General features: G+C 35.7%; 13 protein-coding genes. 3 read left to right on the top strand and 10 right to left on the bottom strand.

Features of this window, described 5'->3' with window-relative positions:
• Position 1: 1 nt before the first annotated feature.
• The gene (locus R2Q59_RS01265) at positions 2 to 562 is read right to left on the bottom strand and encodes a sigma-70 family RNA polymerase sigma factor (protein ID WP_316765210.1); all 561 of its coding nucleotides are present in this window, start codon (positions 560 to 562) and stop codon (positions 2 to 4) included.
• A gap of 182 nt (positions 563 to 744) precedes the next feature.
• Here R2Q59_RS01265 and R2Q59_RS01260 point away from each other — a divergent pair, with 182 nt between their 5' ends.
• From R2Q59_RS01260 to R2Q59_RS01250, 3 genes are all read left to right on the top strand, one after another.
• Positions 745 to 1,716: a hypothetical protein gene (locus tag R2Q59_RS01260; RefSeq protein ID WP_316765209.1), complete on the top strand. Its 972-nt coding sequence runs from the start codon at positions 745 to 747 to the stop codon at positions 1,714 to 1,716.
• Between the two features lie 146 nt (positions 1,717 to 1,862).
• Positions 1,863 to 3,851 carry a hypothetical protein gene (locus tag R2Q59_RS01255; protein ID WP_316782972.1) on the top strand — a complete coding sequence of 663 codons (1,989 nt, stop codon included), beginning with the start codon at positions 1,863 to 1,865 and terminating at the stop codon, positions 3,849 to 3,851.
• Positions 3,852 to 4,003: 152 nt separating this feature from the next.
• Complete coding sequence (locus tag R2Q59_RS01250) at positions 4,004 to 6,706, top strand: CHAT domain-containing protein (protein ID WP_316782969.1); 2,703 nt, start codon at positions 4,004 to 4,006, stop codon at positions 6,704 to 6,706.
• Positions 6,707 to 6,772: 66 nt separating this feature from the next.
• Here the strand turns inward: R2Q59_RS01250 and R2Q59_RS01245 are convergent, their stop codons facing one another.
• The 9 genes from R2Q59_RS01245 to R2Q59_RS01205 form a co-directional block, all read right to left on the bottom strand.
• Positions 6,773 to 7,126, bottom strand: coding sequence for a DUF6717 family protein (locus R2Q59_RS01245; protein ID WP_316765206.1), 354 nt, complete (start codon positions 7,124 to 7,126; stop codon positions 6,773 to 6,775).
• Between the two features lie 107 nt (positions 7,127 to 7,233).
• Positions 7,234 to 9,237: a 1,4-alpha-glucan branching protein GlgB gene (glgB, locus tag R2Q59_RS01240; RefSeq protein ID WP_316782966.1), complete on the bottom strand. Its 2,004-nt coding sequence runs from the start codon at positions 9,235 to 9,237 to the stop codon at positions 7,234 to 7,236.
• 142 nt (positions 9,238 to 9,379) lie between these two features.
• Positions 9,380 to 10,030 (bottom strand): ATP-binding cassette domain-containing protein, encoded by a 651-nt coding sequence (locus R2Q59_RS01235; protein WP_316765204.1) that lies wholly within the window; start codon positions 10,028 to 10,030, stop codon positions 9,380 to 9,382.
• Positions 10,031 to 10,353: 323 nt separating this feature from the next.
• Positions 10,354 to 12,825: a glycoside hydrolase family 31 protein gene (locus tag R2Q59_RS01230; protein WP_316782962.1), complete on the bottom strand. Its 2,472-nt coding sequence runs from the start codon at positions 12,823 to 12,825 to the stop codon at positions 10,354 to 10,356.
• A 27-nt stretch (positions 12,826 to 12,852) separates the two neighbouring features.
• On the bottom strand, positions 12,853 to 14,265 hold the full coding sequence (locus R2Q59_RS01225; RefSeq protein WP_316765202.1) for an MFS transporter: 1,413 nt from the start codon (positions 14,263 to 14,265) through the stop codon (positions 12,853 to 12,855).
• A 63-nt stretch (positions 14,266 to 14,328) separates the two neighbouring features.
• Entirely contained in the window at positions 14,329 to 16,074 is a 1,746-nt protein-coding gene (locus tag R2Q59_RS01220) for an alpha-amylase family glycosyl hydrolase (protein WP_316782959.1), read from the bottom strand.
• Positions 16,075 to 16,157: 83 nt separating this feature from the next.
• A complete protein-coding gene (locus tag R2Q59_RS01215) occupies positions 16,158 to 18,470 on the bottom strand; it encodes a glycoside hydrolase family 65 protein (RefSeq protein ID WP_316782956.1) in 2,313 nt (770 codons plus the stop codon).
• A gap of 6 nt (positions 18,471 to 18,476) precedes the next feature.
• A complete protein-coding gene (gene pgmB / locus R2Q59_RS01210) occupies positions 18,477 to 19,127 on the bottom strand; it encodes a beta-phosphoglucomutase (RefSeq protein ID WP_316782953.1) in 651 nt (216 codons plus the stop codon).
• 1 nt (position 19,128) lies between these two features.
• Positions 19,129 to 20,967: a glycoside hydrolase family 13 protein gene (locus R2Q59_RS01205; protein WP_316782948.1), complete on the bottom strand. Its 1,839-nt coding sequence runs from the start codon at positions 20,965 to 20,967 to the stop codon at positions 19,129 to 19,131.
• Between the last annotated feature and the right edge of the window lie 130 nt (positions 20,968 to 21,097).

Below are 21,097 nucleotides of genomic sequence, written 5' to 3'. Positions count from 1 at the left end.
TCTATTTATTTATTTGAACCAATTTAACTAGGCTCGCCATACATTCAGACTTCTTTTTCCTTAAGTAGCCATAGGTAACACCTAATGCTTCGGCCACTTTTTCCTGTGCATCGCCCTGCATGCTCCATTTTATAATTTCCTTGCAGCGCTCGCCCAGTTTTTCAAAGGCCTTTAAGAATATTTCAGATTGAGCCGCTTGATCTGCCAGCTGCTCTGCCTGTTCAAATGTATCCTCGCCAATTAGTAATAAATCATCTTCACTATTTGTTACCTGTAAAACTGATTTTTTCTTTAGGGCATTTAACCATTTGCGTTTACACACCAATAAAAGAAAAGGTTCGAAAGGACAAGTGAGTTGCAAATCTTTATATTTTGCTTGGTTGTAGATATCTACCAAGGCTTCCTGAAAAATATCTTCGGCATCATTTGCGGTACCGTTATTAAAAATAACAAAAGATTTTACCTTACCCGCACATTTTTTATAAATCTCATTGATAAGACCTGCATCATTATTAATTAGGGCCACTAAATAGCGTTGGTCTAGATGAACTGGTTTTGCCATTGGCGATAGTTTAGGACGATTTGGTTAGTCTAATTTACTCTTTCTTCCGCATTGCGAAAATAATTTTAAAAATAAGGGGTAACAATTTTTTGGTTTGGCTGATATATCATCAAAACCTATGAAATGGCGCACGCTGAAAAGCCTTTAAAAGAGTAAGCATCAAAAATTTAAAATTAAAGATCATGAAAAAGTTAAACCTAACCTACGCATTAGTTGCAATTATAATCTTATTTTCTGCAGCTTGTAAAAAAGACAAAAACAACGGAAACACTGCAAACTCGGCTAAAGAATTTGCTGCCATTTTTGGTCCGCAAGTTCAAAGTTTAAAAATTAACGGAAGTACGTCAAACACCTTTACCTTAAAAGGCGGAACAAAAATTATTATTCCGGCAGGTGCCATTAAACTAGGTGGCGTTGCTGTAACTGGGGAGATCACCATTGATGCCATGGAAGTTTTAAAAAGAAGCGACGTTTTATTTAGTGGCACCAACACCAATCACATTAGCGGTGCACCTTTAGCATCAGATGGTTTCATTTACTTAAATGCAAGTGTAAATGGCACAAAAGTAGACCAAGCTTTAAGTGCAGCCATTAAAATTTCTATTCCAACAAACAGAACGGGCGTTACGCAGATTTGGGAAGGCGTAGAAAAAGTGGGTGCAGATAACCAAATGGCTTGGCAAGCACCTGTACAAAACCCTGCTGGTGGTGGTTTACAAATCAAACGTGAGGCAGATGCCGCAGCCGGTTCATTTACTTTTGACATGGGCAATTTAGGTTGGATCAATTGTGATGTGTTTTACAGTTATGCCAATCCGAAAACAACTACACGTGTAACCTTGGTAAACAATCCTGGTTCGATGGCTTCTTTTAGAGCATTTAGCGGAGAGACATTTGTATTCTTCTGTGCAAAAGGAAGCAATGTAGCAGCACAGCTATATACTCCAGATGGACCAAACAAAGTGAAAAGTTATGATGATGTAATGCCAATTGGCGTTCAGGGTAAATATTTATCGTTCTCTATTAAAGATGGAAAATATTACTATGCAGAGCTAGAAACAACAATTGTGGCTAGTCAGAGTATTACATTAACCTTAGTAGAAACTACTGAAGCACAAGTACAAGCTGCCATTAACAGTTTGAATAACTACTAATATTCCCAAATATTAATAATAAAGATGGGACCATTCATTTGGTCTCATCTTTTCTTTATATCAAATAAAAATCTATAAATTTAATAATGATGAAGCTTGTATGTTTAAACATCAAAAGGCTTCATCAATAAAAAACCAAATAACAGATGAAAACGCTATTCTCAATTTTGCTTTTTGTAGGTATTAGTACTGCTTATGCGCAGGTTTTACCCAGTGATACTGTACCTGCAATTATCAATTACACGACAGAAAATGGCGTTACCAAATTTACTTCTGAGTTAAGGCCTTTAAGGCAAATTGCAGGTGCTCCCGCTCCATTTTACACTTATTTCTGGGAGTTTGGTGATGGAGGTTTTAGTTTTGAGAAAGATCCTATCCATATTTATAAAGGCAAAGACCCAATTCTAGCCAGACTATATGCCACCAACAATTACGATGATGGCAAACGTCCGCCAACCAAACCAAAACCAATCATTAAACCTAATACGACCAGCAGACCGATGATGGCTTCTAATTCTATCGAGCCATCACTATTTAAAATGGGTGGTAGCATAGAACTGAAAAGCAATTGTATGCCCAAGCCTGGTGATGACATGATGATTGTTTTTGGCTATAGAAACAAAGCAGAAAACGGTCAACAGAATTTAAACGGAACAGTTGCCATTTTATTTAATGATAAAGAGTTTGCTAATAACAATTTTGTTTTGGCAGAAACGAGAGCTTATAATGAAGAAAAGAAAGCTGATTTAAAACCATTATTGTCAACTGCCTATTTACCCATTAAAAAAAATAATTCTGCTGTTTATTATGCTTCGTTAAATGAAATGCAATTTAATGCTGATGAAAAGGTATTACTCAGCGATAAAGCAAAGGATTTTAAAAGCAGTGAAACTTGGCGTTTCGAAAACCTGAAACAAAATGAAGAACGTTTTCTGTTCATGCATTTTAAAACAACACCAGAAATGTTAAAGGATACCAATGCAGTGGTAAGAATCACAGCTGTTTTTATCCCAGATAATCCTTTAGTAGAAAAAGAGTTTTTTAACATGGAGTTACAAATTGTGGCTTCCCATGACCCTAATAAGATGGTATTGCGTAAAACCAGGATGAATTATCGTTTTACAGGAAAAAACAGAGAGTTAACTTATAAAATACGTTTCCAAAACACAGGTAAAGGTCCTGCAAAAAAAGTTGATGTTGCCGTAAATATCTCTGAGGTATTTAATCAGGAAACGATAAAAATTACCAAGACCAAACCTGAGGTAATTAATTGCGATTCTGCCTATACTAACCAAAGCTGTATCAAAACCATCAAAGGAACCGATAGTGTCCATTTTGTGTTTAGCAATATTTACCTGCCAGGTTTACAGCAAAAAGGGGTAAATGATGCCGACTCGACTATGGGTTTTGTAGAATATAAGATCAAGTTTAAGGAGAAACCTAAAAAGCTGCCCATTAAAAGTGGGGCGGCAATTGTATTTGATAAAAATGAGCCGATTTATACCAATAGAGCAGTCGGCCGATTTAAAATGGGCTTGTCACCAGGTTTAATTATTGGTTATGGTTTCCCTTTTGAAACCGACAATAAAAATTACCTAAACAGCAAAAATGTAGTTATTGGTGGAAGTTTAGCACCTTATGCACCACATCGATATTATTGGCAAGCTGAGCTATACCTTAGTTCGTTTAAAGAAAGTTCCGAATTGGTTAGCTCGAGCGGACCAGGAAAAGACACACTCATTAATCGTATCCCATATCGAATATTGAATAAGGACTATACAAAGTTTAGAAAAGTAACGACCATCAATTTAGTGCCTGCCCAAATGAGGTACAACATTAGCAAATATATTGGTGCGGGTGCAGGCGCTTTAGTTGCTTTAGACATTTATAACAAAAACACTGATGTACTTGATTATAAGTTAAGCACTCAAAGTGCCAATGGCACAAGTACAACATCTGATTTAAAGTTAATTGCCAACGAACTAAAAGAGAATTTTGCTAATGCAAGGGTTTCCTTTTTTGCCGATGTACAGTTAGGGCTGGTAAGGGTTGGCCCATCAATTGGATTTAGGTATCTATATGACCCAAAAACAAACAACAACAGAATGGCTACTTATGTTACTTGGAAGTTTTAACTCACTACATTTCTTCATATCGAACGCCGTGCCTGCCTGTCCGGCAGGCAGGCAACGAGGAGATATCTACTAATAAGTTTCAACTAATAGATCTCTCCTATCGTCGAGATGACGATCTAATTTACTAAATTAGCTGAACTGCAATCTCTCTTATGCGTTCGGTATTATTACGTTTTACATTTTTAACGTTATTCATTTGCTCAAATGTTTTCTTGTTTGCGCAGGGCGTTGCCATTCAGAAAAGGCTAGATTTATTTAAACAAAAGGATAACCTTAGCGATTGGATTTATGAACGGATTAAGTACGTAAGCGAAAATCCGCAGTTGCGATTAGCTTATTTGATGGAAACGCAAAATAAGGCTTGGCGCAAGGCAAAAACAGCTAGCGAACATTATGTTTGGCTAAATCTATTAAGCACACAAGGTTATTATCAATTGTTAGATGGAAATATTTTAGGTTCTACAAATAGCTATGAAGATGCTTATGCCTACTATCTCAAAAACAAAGTAGCTGATTATGATATTGTAGAATATACCGCCAAGCCATTAAGTAATAATTATACTAGGCTCGGCGATTATGAAAGAGCCTTGTATCTACAACTTCTCGCTGTAAAGTTCCTTAATCAGATTAAGGAAAAGCCAGCAAATATTGCCGCTGTATATAGCAACATCGCTATTTCTTACCGCTCTATGGGTAACCTCAGTGAAGCTGAAAAAAGTGTAAATGCAGGCTTGAAATTAACCCATCAGAAAGACCAAGTAAACATCATCTTAAACAACATTTTAGCAGATATTTTATTCGATAAAAGAGAATATGCAACCGCAGCAAAGCTGATAGAAAATAACATCGCCAAGCAAAAAATCATCGACCGAGATAATGCTTATTGGTTAATGGGTTCTTATACGTCTGCCGGAAATATCTTTAAAGAGCTGAATAAAATACAGCAAGCTGAAAGCTATTTTAATAACGCTTTAAACATCCTTAACAAATATTATATCGGTACTAGGCTAAGGGAAAAGGCCAATATCTTAACCCAACTAGGCACTATTAAATTATTAGAAAACGAGCCACAATTAGCGATTAATTATTTTAATCAGACAATATCTACTTTAAAAATCAGCAGCCAAAACAAAGTTGATGTTACTAAAATATATGGCGACAACATGGTTGTTGATGTTTTTAGGGAATTGGCAAATGCTAATTTAAAGTTAAACAAGCCCAAAGAAGCTTATCAATATATCAAGTGGGCATTGCTTTCTGCAGATAAAATTAGAAATGAATTTGCTGATGACAAGACAAAGGAACGTTTACAGGTTAGTCTCAAACTGATAGCCGAAAAAGGCATTGAAATCACTTTTAACCTTTATCAGCAAACCAAGGATAAATCGCTTTTAAATGAAATTTTAAACCTTGCTGAGCAGAGTAAAAGTAGAACTCTATTAGATCAGATCAATAGAAATCAATTGCTTGCGGCAGCCAACCAGAAGGATTCTCTTTTCATTAAAAAACAAGCTTATGAAAGGGCAATCATTTATAATGAAAAACAGGAAATTGAAGGCAAGAGTAATAAAAGCTCAACAGAAACCGCAAAGCTGAAATACTATTTGGCGCTGGTAAACAAACAAATCAAACAAACACATAAACAATTTAACGACGAGAGTTTTAACATCCCAATCACTACGGTTTTATCTGCATTGCCAAATCAAAAAATAATTGAATATTTTTTTGGGAAAGATGCTATTTATATCATTGATATTGAGAATCGAAAAGTCAACAATGTAATTAAGTTAGACCATTCAAGCGAAATAAAAAAAGCCATTCAAACCTATGCAAATACTTATTTTCAGCATGGTGCTGATGCAATGATTAATGATCCCAAGGCATTTTATTTAACTTCCCATCAAATTTACCAAACCATTCTCCGTGGAATTAAACTGCAAAAAAACGAATCTGTTATTATTATTCCTGATGATGTTTTGGGTTTTATTTCTTTTGATGGTTTGATAACAGACAACAATTATAAGCCTAGCATTTCAAGCTGGCCATTTCTGATTAAAAGCAATAGTTTAACTTATGCTTTTTCCTTAAAAACGTTAAGTGCTCATAAGAATGCATCAAGAGCCAAGAACTTTACAGGTCTGTTTATTGCCCATCAAAAAAATGGATTAAAACCTTTACAAGCAGTTAAGGATGAAGCTGCGGCAATAAAGAAAATAATAAACGGAGATTTTCTTTTTGATGAAAAAGTAAACAGTGCTACGCTCAATAATGCATTTGAAAATAGTCAGGTTTTACACATTGGCACCCACGCTTACTTATCTGGTAAAAATCAGGAGCCAACATTAGATCTCGATAAAGAGAAATTATTCTTGTTTGAGCTCTCCGCAAAAAAACAAGCTCCATCTTTAGTGGTACTAAGTGCTTGTAGAACCGCAGATGGTTTATTGGCCAATGGCGAAGGAATAATTAGTCTCTCAAGGGGTTTTAATGCGATTGGAACTCCAGCAACTATAGCTGGTTTATGGAATGTAAATGATGTGGCAGCTTCCGTTATAATCGGTGATTTCTATAAACATTTGGTTAACCATAAAAGTAATGGCGAAGCCTTACATCAAGCAAAAATCGATTGGCTAAATAAAGCTCAAAACAACAATGCTTTTTATTTACCTTATTATTGGGATAACCTAATCTATATGGGTACAGATCAGCACATAGAATTAGCTAGCGCTACAAATTGGATTTTAATTATAGGTAGTGGGGTTGGATTTGTTCTGGTGTTTGTGATGATATTAGTTTTAAGGAAGAGATTTGGCAGAGGAAAAAAAGCTGAAGACCATAAGCCTATGCTGGTTTAATACCTTCAAGAAAGATTGCTTCGCCCTGTGAAAAACAGAGGCTCGCAATGACGTATTCTCTAAAAACTACCTCACCTTAAAAAACAATTTCTGCGGAATGCAATCAAATACAAAACTGGTTACTTCACAAAGCCACAGTTTTAGATCTTGTTTCTCACCTTGGTAGGTTTCTAAATAATAAATCCCACCACCGCCATGATTCTGCTCTTTAATATGTAATAACGTTAAGGTTTCTGCATTTTCAAAAGATTGGTCAGACATTTCAATCTCAACGTTTTCAGCATCATCACCAACTAAATCCAACCATTGATCTGCACCTTCTATCATTTGTAAATCTTCTGGGTCGCCTTTCCATTCTGGCAAGGTTAACCACCATTCTGCTTTATCATTTTTATGAAATTTGAAGGTTCTTTTTAGCATCTTATTTAAAAAATAATCCGTCATTCCGACTTTGGAGGGATCTATACGTAAAATTCACTAAATAGATTCTTCGCTGCGCTCTGAATGACAAACAAATTGAATGAATATCAAACTCCCTTCTTAAAAATACAGACCGCTAAAGGTGGAACATTAATTGAAATGGACTGTGGATGGTTATTGTAATCAATATTTTCGGTATCGAACAATCCTTCATTTAGTTTACCGCTGCCATAAAACTCAACCGCATCGGTATTAAAAATTTCTTTCCATTTCCCTTTCATCGGCATACCTACCCTAAAGTTTTCTCGGTAAACTGGCGTGAAATTCAATACAATTACCAAAGTATCTTTTGCCTTTTCTGCCTTTCGGGCATATACATAAATAGAGCTATCGGCGTTATCAGCATCTACCCACTCAAAACCTTCATAAGAGAAATTGTACCTATATAAGGCTGGTTCTTTGCGATAAAGGAAGTTTAGCGCTTTAACCAATTGCTGCATTCCTGCGTGTGGTGGATATTGCAATAAATCCCAACTTAATGACTCGGTAAAATTCCACTCATTGGTTTGGGCAAATTCGTTACCCATGAACAGCAATTTGGTTCCTGGATGTGTAAACATATAAGCGTACAACACACGTAGGTTAGCGAACTTTTGCCACTCATCTCCAGGCATTTTATAAATCATAGACGATTTACCATGCACTACTTCATCATGTGAAAAAGGCAGCATGAAGTTTTCGGTAAACGCATAAGTCATACTAAACGTCAATTGGTGGTGTTGATGTTTTCTGGCAATTGGATCATTCTTGAAATACTTTAAAGTATCATTCATCCAACCCATCATCCATTTCATCCCGAAGCCTAAGCCACCTGCATACACTGGTCTAGTTACGCCGTCAAAGGTGCTGCTTTCTTCTGCAATGGTATGTACGCCTTTGTAATTGCCATAGATTGCTTCATTTAAATCTTTCAGAAACTGGATGGCACCCAAATTTTCACTTCCACCATATTCATTTGTTCCTGCTTCATCAGCTGTTCTCGAAAAGTCAAAATACAACATGGAAGCTACGGCATCAACTCTTAAACCATCTGCATGAAATTGATCTATCCAGAACATTGCATTGCTAATTAAGAAAGAGCGGACTTCATTTCTATCATAGTTGAAGATGTAAGATTTCCAATCGGGATGAAATCCTTTACGCATATCAGCATGTTCAAATAAATGTGTGCCATCAAAATTGAACAAGCCATTTGCATCTCCTGGAAAATGTGAAGGCACCCAATCTAAAATTACCGCAATATTGTTTTTGTGTAATTCCTCTATCAGATACATTAAATCTTGTGGAGAACCGTGTCTAGAACTAGCGGCAAAATATCCAGTGATTTGATATCCCCATGATGGGTAATATGGATACTCCATAATTGGCATTAACTCCACATGCGTAAAGCCCATTTCTAAAATATATGGAACTAAGGTATTGGCAATTTCGCCATAACTTAAAACACGCTCTGGATTGCTTGGGTCGCGTTGCCAAGAACCTAAATGCAGCTCATAAACAGATATGGGTTGATCTAAAGCATTTAGTTTAGGTCTTTTGGTAAGCCAAGCTTTATCTTTCCAAGTATAATCAGTATCCCAAACTATGGAAGCTTTTTGAGGCGGATGTTCCCATCTCAACGCATAAGGATCTCCTTTTTCTAAATCACTCCCATCAAAACCCTTGATATAATATTTATAAACTTCGCCCTTTCCTACAAAAGGGATAAAACCTTCCCAAATACCAGAAGCATCCCAGCGTTTATATAAAGAATGACTTTCCCTATTCCACCCATTAAAACCGCCCATTACGGCAACCTCTTGTGCATTTGGAGCCCAAACTGCAAAATAAGTACCCGCAGTTTTATTTACGGTGAGTAAGTGTGCACCCATCTTTTCGTATAAACGGAAATGTTTTCCAGATACGAAAAGGGCAATATCAAAGTCGCTTAACAGGCTATGAACCCAAACGCGTTTACTATAATCTATAAATGGACTCTCTTTTTTTGTTGTCTTTACCTCTTTAACTGCCACTTTTGTTTTAACTGTGGATTTCTTTTTTGTAATGGCCATATTTGGTTCTGGTTAAAGTTTTTTTGGCAACAACTAACTTAGTATTAATTTATACAGTCCTAATTTACTTTTTTAAACAGAGTAAATCAGAATTATTTTTTACATCTGGTGTTGGTGTTACCGCCAACATTTTTTAACATTTTCAATTTGGCAAATAACCATACAATCTTAAATCATCTTCATTATTTATATTATAATTACAGCCATTATTTATCAGCATTACGCGAGACGAAACTTCTAGTATTTTACTGTAATGGTGATCAGTAACAATATAGCCTTTGTCAGTTTTCAATTTTTGAATATGCATTTTAATTTGATCAGTAACTAATGGATCTAGTTGCGAAAAAGGTTCATCTAACAACACATATTTTGCATCACTATAAATAATGAGCAATGCTTCTACCAACCTTCTATTTCCACCAGATAAATTACCAATAGACTCGTTTAGGTTTAACTTAAAAACATCAATATCAAGGATTTGTTCTTTATAGTTATTAATATACAAATCAATCAAATCTTTAACCTTTAAATAATGAGGAATAAAATATCCTTGTGGCAAGTAAGAAATTTGATTGGTTAAATATCCTTTTTGAATTAGTTCGCCATCCAATTTAAGATGCTTAAAATGTGGCTTGATAGCACCAAATATAATCTTCAACAGCGTTGATTTCCCTGAACCATTACGTCCTAGAACTCCAACAACCTCTCCTATTTTGCAATTGAGATATACACTACTGAGCACATCCAGTTTTCCAAAACTATGTTTTACACTGTCTATATAAAGCTCCTGCATACAAAGACAATCAATAAAAGTGTTATAAAAATTAAAAAATCAACACAAAAAATAACGCTAAATATCTTTCTGTAACCAAAGCCTAAATTACGGTAATAGTAAATTCGCTGGGCAAACATCAATTTCTCTATACCAAATGTAATGGCATACGCGATTGCTTTAAAAACTATGGCTAGGTTATATAAAGGAATTTTATCAAATCCTTTTAAAAGAAAGAGATAAGCGAAAAACAGGCTGAGGCAGAAATTAAGAAATAGAACTAGTTTAAAATGATGACTGTAAATGAATATCAATCTCTTAAACATAGTTCTATTTCTTTAAACTTAAGCGCCTATAATTTTAATATGGATGAAGTTTTTATTCGATTTAAACCTTAAACGTTGGCGTTCATCAATGCTGAAATCTGTTTCTTTATCATCAACAAAAACCTTACTGATTTTAAATGGCACGCCAATTATATTAAAATCGTATAATTCGTAATTTGGTGTATAAAGACCTTCAATGGCTTGTTGGATAAATAAGTTTTTACCATCTCCTCTTACACTAAATTTCTTTTCTAAGTAAATATCTTGCTCGTAGGCAAAAGTATCTCCATGATCTTCAAACAAGAAAGAGTTTACCTCATAATCCGCATAGTAAACATTTAGCCAAACCTCATCAATCGGTTTTTCGCCAACATATTGCATTACTGGATATTCTGGAATAACAGAACCTGCCCTTACAAATAATGGCATATCCTCTAATGGTGCATCGATATTGTATTCTTTCCCTCCATCTAATAATTGATGCGTCCAGAAATTATACCATTGCCCTTTTGGCAAATAAACAATTCTAGAAACTGCACCTTGTTCTAGAACAGGACAAACTAGAATTTTATCACCAAAAGTAAATTCATCCTGACGGTAATGATTACCAATATTTTCTTGCTCTAACATAGCTAATGGTCTTAAGATAGGGAAACCATAACGATGATGTTCCCAGAAAACCGAATAAATGTATGGCATTAAGCGGTAACGTAATTCTATAAACTTGCGGTTAATAGCTGTAAAAGGTTCGCCAAAACTCCAAGGTTCACGTTCAGAAGTATCTCCAGCAGAGTGTGCTCTCATGAAAGGAGAAAAAGTACCTAACTGAATCCATCTGGTAAATAATTCACCATCTGGCTCTCCGCTAAATCCGCCTATATCTGTTCCACAAAAAGGAACACCTGAAATAGACATGCGCTGACACTGGATATTACCCAATTTTAAATGCTCCCAAGTAGCTACATTATCGCCAGTCCAAACACTTGCATAACGTTGCATACCTGAATAGCCAGCTCTAGTAATGGTAAAAGGACGTTTGTTACGCATTAGTTTTTTCAAACCATCATACGTAGAACGTACCATTTGCATGCCATAAACATTATGTGCTTTACGATGAGAGCCTCTGTAACCATCGTAATTATGTCTAACATCATTTGGAAAAGTTCCTGCACCAAAAACTGCAGGTTCATTCATGTCATTCCAAACTCCTGCTACTTCTAGATCTACTAACTCCTTATATAACCCCCCCCACCATTCTCTAACTGTTGGATTGGTAAAATCTGGGAATTGGCATCTTCCTGGCCAAACGTGACCTTCCATGAAATAATCATCACTACGGCGACAAAAGAAATTGTTTTCTTTTCCTTCTTTAAATACCCAATAATTATCGTCTACTTTAATTCCTGGATCAATCATCACAACGGTTTTCATACCAATGTTCAATAAATCCTTGATCATCTTTTTAGGATCTGGAAAGTATTTTTTATTCCATGTAAAACAACGGTAGCCATCCATGTAATCGATATCTAGGTATATCGCATCACAAGGAATTTGGCGTGACCTAAAACCTTCAGCCACTTCTCTCACCTTACTTTCTGGGTAATAGCTCCATCTACACTGATGATAACCTAATGCCCATTTTGGTGGTAATTGATGTGTTCCAGTTAAAGTTTGATATCGTTTAACCACATCCATCATGTGCGGCCCATGGATGTAATAATATTGAAGTTCGCCACCATCAGCCCAAAAGCTGGTTTTCTCGTTATTCTCTCTTCCAAAATCGAAATAAGAGCGGAAGGTATTATCAAAGAAAATTCCATATCCAGCACCTTCATGAATGCCAATATAAAAAGGAATGGTACGATATAATGGGTCTTGATCCCAGCCAAAAGAGTAAGCGTCAGTATTCCAATTCTGGAACTTTCTGCCACGTAAGTTCATGTTACCAGACTTATCGCCTAAACCGAAGAAATTTTCTTCTTTTAAACATTCCTTGGTCGCGTAAACGTAATAACCACCAAACTCAACGTTTTCTTCCCAGTGCATTGGAGAAGCGTCCTGGCTCATAACCATTGCAGTAGCATTATCTACAAACGAAACTAGAAAATCTTCTTTTCTAACTTTACAGGTAACTGTATTGGTTGAAATTGAATAATATTCATCGTTTTCCTCTAACCTAAAGGTTGTTACTTTCTGATCTACAACAGGAACAGCGTAAGAGAAATCATCAAGAAAAACACCATGAGGTGCTAATCTAACCCTAATAATTTCATCACTAACAACCCTAACTTCTACCTTTGCATTACCATCAGAAAAGTAGAATTTATTCCCTTCTTTTTTAACCTTTGTAACTGTAGTTAAATATTGTTTAACAATAGGTTTTAAATCGGTAACAGGATTGTTAAGGTGTTGAATTATCTCTTCTGTATTTTCTCCGCCAATTGTTTCTGCTAAAATTTGTTTCTCGTCGCTATTCGTATCTTCTGCCATAAGTATTTTATCAAAGGTATTACTCCATTATTCCAAAACTTCCGTATCCTCTGCCTGATGAGTAATTACTTTTTTGTCTGTAATCAAAAAATTCGCCAGTCCGCCAATAATTAAAGCAGAGCCAGCCAATAACATAGAATTGATTACTTCCTCGCCAAAAATAACGTGATATAAATAATTTAAACCACCTGTTGCAGCAATGATTTGCGGAATTACAATAAACATATTAAAAATCCCCATATAAATCCCCATTTTTTTTGGATTTATAGCGCTAGACAACATGGCGTATGGCATAGATAGGATACTTCCCCATGAAATTCCGACCAAAATAAAAGAATATATAAGTTGCTGTGGGTCTTGAATATAATACATTGATATAAAACCTAATCCACCAAGTATTAAACTAAACATGTGGATATATTTCCTATTGATACTTCTTTTTGCTGCATAGAAAGTTAATAACAAAGCAAAAGCCATTGATGATAAGCCATACATTCCCATATATGAACCCACCAAATCAGCAGCATCATTATATGCCTTACTAGCTGTCATAAACAATGCTTTTGAGCCTTCATCAGCCATGTTAAAAGCCGATTCTACTGGTGCTGGTGCATGGAAAACGTGTGTGGTTAATGCAGGTGTTGCCAAGCTCCACATGGCAAAAAATGCAAACCAACTAAAAAACTGAATTACACCCAGTAGCTTCATTGTTTTTGGCATCTTGCCGATGCTAGAAAAGATTTCATTAAAGCCATTCAGGAAACCCTTACTCTGCTCGTTTTCTTTTTTAAACTCTTCTAAGTCATCTGGCGGATACTCTGTTGTGGTAAAAATTGTATACAAAACGGAAATTAGAAATACTGCTCCACCTATTGCAAAAGCAATTTTAACAGAAAGAGGAACTAAACCAGGCAATGCTTCGTTAGAAACGCCCATTTTATTTACTAACCAAGGCAGGTTACTTGCAATCCAAGTTCCTACTCCAATAATCAACGTCTGCATGACAAAACCATAAGAACGTTGAGAATCAGGTAATTTATCAGCCACTAAAGCTCTAAAAGGTTCCATTGTAATGTTGATGGATGCATCTAAAACCCAAAGACAACCTGCAGCAACCCATAATACTGGCGAATTTGGCAAGAAGAACAAAACGATGGTACTTAATACTGCTCCAATCAAAAAGAATGGTTTTCTCCTTCCCCATCTTTGACTCCAAGTTCTATCGCTCAAATAACCAATTACTGGCTGTACCAATAAGCCAGTTAAAGGCGCTGCAACCCACAAAGCAGGAATACTATCTTGACTAGCACCTAAGGTTTGAAAGATACGAGACATGAAACCACCTTGCAGCGCAAAGCCGAATTGGATGCCTAAAAAGCCAAAGCTCATGTTAAAAATGCTCCAAAAAGAAAGTTTTGGCTTGCGTGAAAAATTGGTCATAGTTTATTTGGTTAGTCTTCGACTACGCTCAGACTGACATTCATCCTGAGCGTAGTCGACGGATTAAAATTCTAATAATACAGCACTTGTTGCAGGCATATCTATATTTAGCCCAATATTGATGTTTTCGGTTTTAAACTTGCTTTCGGTTAATAAATCTGTGAATGTAATAGCCTTACTTTCTAAATTAAAGGCAGCTAAAACGTCCTTCGAAAGATTTACGTTCAGATTTGTTTCTTTTCTATTAAAATTAGCTAGTATTAAAACACGTTTATTTTCTGTGTACCTTAAGTAAGCATAAACTCTATCATTGAAACCTTTTGATGATTTATTGGCTTGTAAGAGTTCGTAGAAATTTCCGCTTGATATAGCTTCATTTGTAGTAACTAGATTTAATAACTTACTATAAAACAGGCGAAGTTTTTTTTCATCTTCACTCAATTTACCACCATCAAAAGCTCCGTTATTCATCCATTTCTGGTGATTTGGTACCCCCCAATAATCGAATATCGTTGAGCGACCATCATCACCTCCAAATCCTTCTGCCCCATTTGCTGGTTCGCCAACTTCCTGTCCGTTATAAATCATAACCGGACCAGATGATAAAGTAGCCGTGACAACCATTCCTGGAATACCATACCAAGCATTACCTGCAAAATCCTTTGAAGCGATTCTAGTTTCATCATGATTTTCTAAGAAACGCAACATGTGCTGAGAAAAACCGTTGCTTTCTTTTTGCCAAACGAAGCTAATGTCTTTAACAGTCGCTTTACTATCGTTCATCATTAATCGTTTCAAACCGTCGTATAAACCAACCTTATCATACAAGTAATCGAACTTTCCGTTAACTAAAAAGTTCTTGTATTCATTTCTATCGTAAGCTTCGCCAATAAAAACCAAGTCGGGATATTTCTTTTTTAAATCGCTGATTACCCAACTCCAAAATTCAACTGGCACCATTTCCGCAACATCACACCTAAAACCATCCACACCTTTTGATGCCCAATAAGCCAGAATATCTCTCATTTTTTTCCAAACTGGAGGTTGGGGCAAAAAGTTCTTCGCATTGTTATGCTGTACATCTAAGCCATAATTTAGCTTGATGGTCTCAAACCAATCATCCAATTTCGGTGCGTGATTAAATACATTGTTTCCAGTAGCTTTTGCTGGATTTTCATCGAATTTCCCATCTTTTAATGGGCTTTGATATTCATTGCCTCCTGGATTGTAACCTGCTGGAACAATAAATTTTTGATCAGGAATATAATAGAAATCATTTTGAGGATCGAAGCTTCTTGTAGTATCATCTTGAGCACCCAAATCTATAACATGGCTAGGTTTCGAATCAGAATGATAGGTTCTGGCTACGTGATTCGGAATAAAATCCATCAACACTTTTAAACCATTATCATGTGTACGTTTAATTAAAGCTTCGTATTCTGCCATCCTATTTTTCACATCAACCGCTAAATCTGGGTCAACATCATAATAATCTTTAATAGCATAAGGCGAGCCTGCCCTTCCTTTTACAATATCAGGGTCATCAGCTTTTATTCCGTCTTTTGTATAATCAGTCATAGTGGCGTGCTCAATTACGCCAGTGAACCAAATGTAATTAGCACCTAACTTTTTTATCTCTTGAAGTGCTTTTTCATCAATGTCATTAAATTTTCCACTACCATTTTCTTCAATTGATCCGTAGAATTTATTGGTTGTATTTTTGTTTCCAAAATAACGAACAAGAGCTTGATAAATAACTAATTTCCTATTCTCAATTTTCTCTGTGGTTGTTTGATTTTGATCTAACATTTGTAAATTATTTTTTTGCACACACGCAAATAAACCGCAAGCTACGGCTATCAATAGTGCTATTTTTATGATGCTTTTCAATTCTATTGAGCGTTTAATTCTAAAGTTGCATTAGCTGGCAAATGTTCTTCTTTACCGAAAATAGTTAAGCTTAAAGCCTTTTCACTTTCATTATTTAAAGTCACTTTTTGCTTATCCACTTTAACTGTAATTATAGCTTGTCTAAATCCGATTTTAAAAGCATAAGATCGCCACTTTTCTGGTAATACAGGATGCAAATGCAATTGATTATTTTTAATACGCATACCACCAAAACCTTCAACCACACTTAACCAAGTTCCTGCCATCGACGTGATGTGCAATCCGTCTTCAGTATCATTATTGTAATCGTCTAGATCTAATCGAGAAGTGCGCAAATAAAACTCATAAGCCCTATCTAAATCGCCTAATTTAGCAGCAATAATTGCATGTACGCAGGGCGATAAAGAGCTCTCATGCACCGTACGTGGCTCGTAGAAATCATAATTTCGTTGGATGGTTTCTAAATCGTAATCTTCCTCAAAGAAATAAATTCCCTGTAATACGTCAGCCTGTTTAATAAAACACGACCTTAAAATTCTATCCCAACTCCATTTCTGATTCAATGGTCTATCAACCGCTGGTAAATCTTTAACTAAAACTTGTTCTTTATCCAAATAACCATCTTGCTGTAAGAAAATGCCTAGTTCTTTGTCTTCGGGATAAAACATTTTATTAACGATGTCTTGCCAGTGATTGGTCTCTTTCTCCAAATCGAAATTAGTTTTAGCCAAAATTTCGTTCAGCCTACTAGCGTTATCAGTTCTAACTAAATCAATAGCTTCAATGGTGTACTTTAAGCACCAAGTTGCTATAGTACTAGTGTACCAATTGTTGTTCACATTGTTTTCGTATTCATTAGGACCAGTTATACCCAACATAACATATTTTTCCTTTTCTATACTCCAGTTAACACGTTGAGCCCAGAAACGAGCAATGCCAATTAACACTTCTAAGCCATATTCTGCTAAGTATTTTTGCTCTCCAGTATAACGGATATAATTAAAAATGGCAAAAGCTATAGCTCCATTTCTATGGATTTCTTCAAAGGTAATTTCCCACTCGTTATGGCACTCTTCTCCGTTTATCGTTACCATTGGATATAGAGCCGCTCCATTTTTGAAACCTAATTTTTCGGCATTTTCAATGGCTTTTTCTAAATGGCTGTAACGATAGATTAACAAATTTTCTGCAACTTGTTGTGGTGCAGTCGCTAAGTAAAAAGGTAAACAGTAAGCTTCTGTATCCCAATAAGTAGAGCCACCATATTTCTCACCAGTAAATCCTTTCGGACCGATATTCAAACGAGCATCCTCCCCAGTATAAGTTTGATGCAACTGAAAAATATTAAACCTAATCGCTTGTTGGGCTGCCACATCTCCTTCAATGATCACATCTCCATTTTGCCATTTTGTTGCCCAAGCATTTGCCTGCTCAGCATGCATTTGATCAAATCCTTTGGCAACAATTTCCTTTAATCTTTCAACGGTAGTTTTTTCTAATTCTTCCTTTTTATAATTTTCTGAAGATAGATTTACAGCATATTTATAGATGGTGGTAGCTTGTTTTTTTTTAACTGCAACTTCAAACTGATGTGCCGCATACTTCTCTTTCTTAATAAAAGCTGGCTTTAAATCCAAGTTGTTTCCTTCTTGCTCAATTAAAGTATGAATGGCAGAACTTACCCAAAACGCAGTTTTTTTAGTCTCCAGATTAAGTAATACAAAATCTCCGTCTTCTTTTGCACTTATTTCATTCCAAAATTTCTCATCATAGTTCGAGTCTTGATTTTTAACATCTCCATCCAAGCTAGATTCGATTGAGATCTTTCCATCAAAATTTCGTGGAGTAATTGTATATTTTATTACACCGGCTTCATCATCGACTATACTGCAGAAACGAATCGCTTCAACTTCGAGAACGTTCCCGTTTGTTTGTTTGGCAACAAATTTTCTGGTTAATGTCCCCTTTTGCATATCCAATACACGACTAAACTCTTGTACTTCACAAGTATTTAAATCTAGCACCTCATCATTAACCTTAATATTTAAGCCAATCCAATTGGTGGCGTTTAATACTTTTGCAAAATATTCAGGATATCCGTTTTTCCACCAGCCTACTCTAGTTTTGTCAGGATAGTAAACTCCAGCAATATAATTCCCTTGCAAAGTTTCGCCAGTATAAACTTCTTCAAAATTGGCACGTTGTCCCATCCTTCCATTTCCAATGCTAAAGATACTTTCCGAAATTTTATTCAAATGTGGATCAAATCCTTCTTCAATAATTTGCCACTCGTTATGTATAATATAGTTCTTCATTCTCGCTTATAAATTCTCCAATTTTTCTATGGTCATTTCAAATAACCCTTTTACCACCAAATCTGCTTGGTTTAAAATATCAGCCTCACCAATGCCCACGGCTATCATATTTCCAGCCTTTGCAGCTTCAACCCCAGCAATTGCATCTTCAAACACAACGCATTCTTCTGGCTTTACGTCTAGTTCTTTTGCCCCAACCAGAAATACCTCTGGATTTGGTTTAGATTTGGTGACTTTATTCCCATCCACTAAGGCATCAAATAGATGCATTAAGCCAATCTGTTTTAATATCATTTCCGAATTTTTACTGGCAGAACCTAAGGCTGTTAAATACTTTTTGGCTCTAACTTCTTCTAAAAATTCTTTTGCACCTGGCAAGATATCGCTCGGCGTCATTTTTGTAATCATCTCCACATACCAGGTATTTTTCAAGGTGGCAAGTTCTTGCATTTCTTCTTCAGACTTACTAACAGTTCCCCAATTTAATATTATTTTAAGGGACTCTATTCTACTGATACCTTTTAGTTGCTCGTTTTGCTCTTCGGTAAAATCAAATCCCAATTGATTTGCCAACCTGCGCCAAGCTTTATAGTGATAAACCGCCGTATCAACGATAACGCCATCAAGATCGAAAATGCATGCTTTTATTTTAGACATATTATTGTAATTCAAATATATAAGTTGTTTTGGATGGTAACGTTAATTTATTGATAACAAATTTTTGGTCTGTTATTATATTTAACAAAGTTTGATGTTTACCAATTCGCTCTGCAAAACGTGAAGTTTCTAACTCCTTTGCTTCGTCATTTGTATTCATTACCACCATTACTGTTTTTTTAGCATCATACCTAAAATAAACGTAAATACCTTTTTCTGGGACAAATTGCATCATTTTCCCCGTTTGTAAAACAGGATTGTTTTTACGGTAGTTAGCTAACTTTTTAACAAAGTTGAAAGCTTCATTTTCTTTTTCATTTCTGCCTGAAGAAATAAATTTATCTACTTTATCAGTCGCCCAACCTCCAGGAAAATCATCTCTTACCTTTCCATCAGGATTTGCAAAGTTTTTCATCAGAATTTCAGTGCCATAATACATCTGTGGTATCCCACGAAGTGAAAGCAATAAAATAATACCAGATTTGAATTTATTAAAATCTTCCCCAACCTTAGACAAGAACCTGTCTGTATCGTGGTTATCCAAAAACAAAACATTTCGAGTAGGATCTTTATATTGATAATCACTAGCTAATACAGTATATAACCTGTTCACACCATCTGTCCAGCCGAATTTCCCATTTAAAGTTTCATTAATGGCAAAGTAGGTTTGAAAATCTGTTACACCTTGTAATTTAGTGTCAAAATGCTGATTGGCAGTATTCCCCTCCGTGAAGAAAACCTGATTAGCTGTCCCGTTCACCCAAGTTTCGCCAAAGTAAGTAAACTTCGGAAATTCTCTGGTGATTGCCTGCGCCCATTCTGCCATAAAATCTCTATCGTTGTAGGCATAGGTATCTAATCTAAATCCATCCAAACCTGCATATTCAATCCACCAGATGTGGCTTTGCGTAATATATTTTTTTACTAATGGATTTTGCTGATTAACATCTGGCATGTGTTTGTCAAACCAACCATCCGTCATTAATTTTTTATCAGCTGTTGCGGCATAAGGATCAAATAGAGTTTGGTCTTTATAAGTTGTACCTATATACTTTGTCCATTGATGAAACCAATTTTTTGCAGGCGGGTCTAAAAACAAAAAATGCTGATCTCCAATATGGTTATGCACCAAATCTTTAATCATTTTCATCCCACGTTTGTGGCACTCCTCTACCAGTTTTTTATAAAGAGGATTGTCACCGAAACGTCGATCTATCCTATAGTTTTCTGTATTGGCGTAACCATGGTATGAGGTAACAAATTCATCATTTTCTAATAAAGGATTTAGCCAAAGCGTTGTAACGCCTAAGTCTTGTAAATAATGCAATTTATTGATGATGCCTTGTAGGTCTCCCCCGTGTCGGTAGTACATCGAATCGCGACTGAAGTGTTTGTCCTTCATCCCTTCAATCTTGTCGTTACTTAAATCACCATTGGAAAAACGATCTGGCATAATTAAATAAATAAAATCTTTATTAGATACACCTTCTGTATGATTTGTTCTAGATTTTAACTCGTAATTATAGCTAACTGCCTTCTCGCCTTTTTTAGAAAAAATAATCGGGAACGTTCCCGACTTTGCGGTTAAAGAAATTTGCAGGTTAACAAATAGATAATTAGGGTTTTCTACTTTTTGAACACTTACAAGCTTTACACCAGGGTAATTTAGCGCAACAGTTTTATCTGCAATTTGGTTTCCTCTTACCAGTAGCTGTAGCGATTGATCTTTAAAACCAACCCACCAATTTGCTGGCTCCACCCTATCTATGGCTAGTAACTGAGCAAAGACTTGAACTTGCACAGATAGCACCAAGGTCAATAAGAATAATTTCTTTATCATTTTATATTTGGTTGATATTAAGCGAAAGTGATAATTTTTATGTTAATAGCCAAAGGTTTAAAAAAAAATCTTTAATTATAAAAAAAAATCCTCTCCACTTCCGTAGAGAGGATCTTTTAAAATATTGAGA

Source organism: Pedobacter frigiditerrae, assembly GCF_032678705.1.
Classification (GTDB): Bacteria; Bacteroidota; Bacteroidia; order Sphingobacteriales; family Sphingobacteriaceae; genus Pedobacter; species Pedobacter frigiditerrae_A.
This window is presented reverse-complemented; position numbering and strand designations above follow the sequence as displayed.